The sequence below is a fragment of the Streptomyces sp. NTH33 genome (genome assembly GCF_003236365.1).
Lineage (GTDB): Bacteria > Actinomycetota > Actinomycetes > Streptomycetales > Streptomycetaceae > Streptomyces.
Genome location: NZ_POTZ01000528.1, coordinates 1 through 4,443 on the forward strand (window position 1 = coordinate 1; position 4,443 = coordinate 4,443).

At 75.0% G+C, this 4,443-nt stretch carries 3 protein-coding genes and 1 pseudogene; all 4 read right to left on the reverse strand.

Features of this window, described 5'->3' with window-relative positions; all coding sequences use genetic code 11:
- On the reverse strand, nt 1-609 hold a 609-nt coding region (locus C1I97_RS32125), incomplete at its 3' end, for an MFS transporter (RefSeq protein WP_146608358.1).
- Nucleotides 610-723: 114 nt separating this feature from the next.
- Nucleotides 724-1,200 (reverse strand): annotated as a pseudogene (locus C1I97_RS32130) (SUKH-4 family immunity protein); the annotation flags it as partial.
- A gap of 290 nt (nt 1,201-1,490) precedes the next feature.
- Nucleotides 1,491-3,797 carry a xanthine dehydrogenase family protein molybdopterin-binding subunit gene (locus tag C1I97_RS32135; protein WP_111006570.1) on the reverse strand — a complete coding sequence of 769 codons (2,307 nt, stop codon included), beginning with the start codon at nt 3,795-3,797 and terminating at the stop codon, nt 1,491-1,493.
- Nucleotides 3,794-4,443: (2Fe-2S)-binding protein (locus tag C1I97_RS32140; protein ID WP_146608359.1), on the reverse strand; the 650-nt coding region annotated here is incomplete at its 5' end. The genes C1I97_RS32140 and C1I97_RS32135, both read right to left, overlap by 4 nt.

Consider the following 4,443-nt stretch of genomic DNA (forward strand, 5'->3'; position numbering starts at 1 on the left):
GGGCGCCGCCGCCGTCCTGCTCAGCCTCGCCCGCGACCAGGACGCCGACGCCCTCACCGCGCACTTCGCGGCCCGGCTGCGCGACGCGCCGGGCGCCGCCCGCACGGTCGTCGCCGCCGCGAACGCCGCCATGATCGACGGCCGCAGCCGCTCGGGGTAGGCCCGGCTGATGACGACGTACAGGGCGACGATCACCAGCCCGCCGCCGAGTCCCTGCACGGCCCGCCCCAGGATGAACACCCACATCGCGCCCGCCGTCCCGGCCAGCAGCAGCCCGGCCGCGAACGAGCCGATGCCCGCGGTCAGCGGCCCCAGCGGTCCCCGCCGGTCCGACCACTGCCCGGAGAGCACCATCCCGAACAGGGAGGTGGTGAAGAACCCCGAGAACGCGAACGCGTACAGCGACACCCCGTCCAGCTCGCGCGCCGCGACGGGCATGGCCGTACCGACGGCCGTCGCCTCGAAGGCGATCAGCAGCACGACCGACACGATCCCGATGCTCAGCGACCGGTGGCTCCGGCTCAGCACGGTGTCGGCCGGCTCGTCACGCAGTCGGCTTCTGTCGGAGATGTCCGCGACGTCGGCGTCGCGCGGTTCCAGGGCACTCATGCCCGCCAGCGTAAGGGGCGCAGACCACTTTGGCTGCTGTCGGAGGTCGGCCCGCAGCAGGGACCTTGGTCGTAGGCCGCGCGGCCGGGTGGTTCAGGGGCGGGCGACTCGGCCGCGGTGCAGGAGCCACAGGGTGAAGGCGAGCGTGGAGACGTCCTTGGTGAGGGGGGTCGGCGTGGCTCCGGGTCCGCTCCAGGTCCGAACCTCGCCCGTGGCGCCGTCGACCACCAGGCTGCTGCCGTCGACGAAGCGGCCGAGGCGTATCAAGTGGTGGGCGCGGGCGGGTAGTTCGCCGGACCAGAAGTCGTCCGGGGGCTCGTCGGCGCAGAACTCGGCGAGGGTCGGCAGGGATACGTCGCTGTCGAGCTGGAGGAGGACGCCGTCCTCGGGCAGGCCCGTGTCGCGCAGGAAGCGCCGGGTCGGCTCGTGGGTGAGCGTGGCGGGGAAGTCGACGGCCTCGAAGCGGGCGACGCGTCCGTGGCCGAACTCCTGGTGCAGCAGGCGGCTGCGCAGATCGAGGGTCAGACCGGAGACCGTCGGCCCGGAGACCGTCCCCGGCCGGGCGGCGGGCGCTGCCGGGCGGATGAGGGCCGTCGGCGGGAACAGCGCGCGGTCGGCGTACCAGCGGCCGGGACCGTGGTCGGCCTCGGGCGGCGTGATCACCGCGACCACGGTGTCGGTCGTACTCATCGCTCCCCCGTGCATGACTCCCCCGTGCGATCGGTTCAGGGCAGGGCGCGTCCGGGCGGGCCTCCTCGGGCGGAGGCCGTCGTCCCCACTGCCGGGAACACTACGCCGCACCACTGACAACGCCCCGGTACGGAAGACGCCGGCGAGGCCGCGGACGTTCCCTCCCTGCCCCGTCCGTCCGGGTGCCCTGCCTACTGGTTCGTCACGACCGCCGCCTGGGGGCGGATCGGCAGGCGGTTGACGGGGCGGCCGGTGGCGGCGCGGACCGCGGAGGCGATGGCCGCCGGGGAGGTCACGACCGGTACCGCGCTGGCCGCCTTGGCGCCGAAGGGGGCGACGACGTCCCGTTCCTCGACCAGCTTCACGATCCGGATGTCGGGTGCGTCCAGGGCCGTGGGCAGGGCGTAGCCCGTGAGGTCGGGATGGCGGACCAGCCCGCGCGGGGTGCGCAGGTTCTCCGTGAGGGCGATGCCCACGCCCTGGGTGACGCCGCCCTCGATCCGGGCGGCCAGCTGGGCGGGGTTCAGGACCTGGCCGACGTCCTGCGCCACGGCCAGCTCCACCACCCGTACCGTGCCCATCTCGATGTCCACGTCCACCACCGCGCGGATCGCGCAGAAGGCGAGGCCCACGAACGCGTCACCCTGGCCGGCCCCGTCCAGCGGCTCCGTGGGGTGCGGGCGGCACTGGGCCGTCGCCCACAGTTCCTTGCCGTCCAACGCCTCCGTCACGGTCGTGGACAGCACGCCGTCGTACGACGTGATCTTGCCGTCCGCGATCTGCAGCAGCTCCGTGGACATGCCGAACTTGTGCGCCAGCGGCTGCAGGAGCTGCGTGCGGACCATCTTCGCCGCGCGTTCCACCGCGCCGCCCGACACCCAGGTGTGGCGGCCGCGGCAGCCCGCGCCGGCCGGCGGCTGGTCGGTGTCGACCGGGGCCACGTGGACCTCGTCGATGCCGAGGGTCTCCTGGACGATCTGCCGGGCGAGCGTCGTGAAGCCCTGGCCGGTCTCCACCGCGGCGCACAGCACCGTCGCCACGCCGCCGTGGACCCGCACGGTCGCCGTGGAGACCTCGTCGGCGCCCTCCGCGCCGAGCATGTGCACCATGCCCAGGCCGTAGCCCACACCCCGGCGCACCGCGCCAGGTTCGCCCGCGCCCTCCGGGCCGCCGGGCAGCAGCCACTCCTCCTCGGGGGTGTCCTTGGGCAGCGGGGGCAGGGGGTGGTCCCGTACGGCCTGGAGCAGTTCGGCGACCGGGGCCGGGCACGTCACCGTCTGGCCGGTCGGCAGGACGTCGCCCGTCGCCATGACGTTGCGCAGGCGCACCTCCGCCGGGTCCAGCCCGAGCTTCTTGGCCAGCTTGTCCATCTGCGCCTCGTAGGCGGCGCACACCTGCATCGCGCCCTCGCCGCGGACATGGCCGGAGGGCGGGTTGTTGGTGCGCACCGCCCAGCCCTCGATGAAGGCGTTCGGCACGACGTAGGGGCCGCAGGCGAAGGACACGGCGGCGGCCAGGGCCTCGGAGGAGGTGTCGGCGTACGCGCCCGCGTCCAGCAGGATCTGCGCCTCGACCTTCACCAGCCTGCCCTCGGCGTCGGCGTGGTGGCGGTAGCGCAGCAGCGTCGGGTGGCGGTGCGCGTGGCCCAGGAAGGACTCCTCGCGGGTCGCCGTCAGTTTCACCGGGCAGCCGGTCTTCAGCGCCAGCAGGCCGAGCGGCAGCTGGAAGCCCTGGTCCTCGCGGTCGGCCGTCGCGCCCGGCACGCCGGTGACGACGATCTTCACGCGCTCGGGTTCCAGGCCGTAGCAGGCGGCGAGCGTGTCGCGGTCGGCGTGCGGGTCGGTGGAGGCCAGGTACAGCTCCACGCCGCCGTCGGGGCGGGGCACCGCGAGCCCGGCCTCGGCGCCGATGGGGGCCGGGTCCTGGCGGCCGATGCGGTACAGGCCCTCGGCGATCACCTCGCCGACCGCGTCCGGGTCGCCGTGGCGCAGCGGGATGTGCCGGATCAGGTTGCCGTCGGGGTGCAGCGGTTCGGCCTCGAAGGCCTGCTCGGGGTCGGTCACCGGGTCGAGCACCTCGTACTCGACGGTGACGGCCGCGGCGGCCATCCGCGCGGTGTCCGGGTGGTCGGCGGCGACGGCCGCGATGGGCTCGCCGTGGTGACGTACGACCTCCGAGGCGAACACCGGGCGGTCGGCCGTGCCCCGCCCGTGCACCGGGCGGCCGGGGACGTCCTCGTGGGTGACGACGGCCCGTACGCCGGGCATCTCGCGCGCGTGCGTGGTGTCGATGGACACGATGCGCGCGTGCGGGTGCGGTGAGCGCAGCACGGCCGCCCACAGCAGGCCCTCGGCCCACAGGTCGGCCGCGTAGGGGAAGGTGCCCTCCGTCTTGGCGCGGGCGTCGGCGGCCGGCAGCGAGGAGCCGAGCCCGTGCGGCAGCGACTCGGGCGCGGCGGCGGTCTCGGTGGCGGCAGCGGTGGCGGCTTCGTTGCTCACGCCTGGCCTCCGTCATGGCCGTAGGGGTCGTGCGGTCGCGGGGACTCGAACGCCGAGGGGTGGGCCCCTCCGTCGCCCGGTCCCGCCTGGTGGGGGATGCGCGGCTCGGCGGTGCCCGGCTCCGCGTCGTCCGTCGCGGCGCGCGCCTCGCGTTCGGCGACGACCTCCTTGACGGCCTGCAGGACGCCCCGGTAGCCCGAGCAGCGGCACAGGTTGCCGCACAGGGCCTGGCGGGTCTCCCGTTCGCTCGGGTCCGGGTTGCCCTCCAGCAGGTCGTGCACGGTCATCGCCATGCCGGGCACGCAGAAGCCGCACTGGACCGCGCCGCACCGGGCGAGCGCCCGCTGCACGTCGGAGGGCCGCCCGTCCACGGCCAGGCCCTCGACCGTACGGACCTCGCTGCCGGCCGCGGTGACCGCGGGCACCAGGCAGGAGGCGACCAGACGTCCGTCGACCTGCACGTTGCAGGCGCCGCACTCGCCCTGCGAACAGCCGTCCTTGGCGCCCGCGAGGCCGAGCCGCTCACGCAGCACGTACAGCAGCGACTCGCCGATCCAGGCCTCGGTGACGGGCCGGTCGGCGCCGTTGACGCGCAGCACGTAGGAGGCGAGCGGGTGCTCGTCCTGCGGGGGTGCGGGGCTGGCTC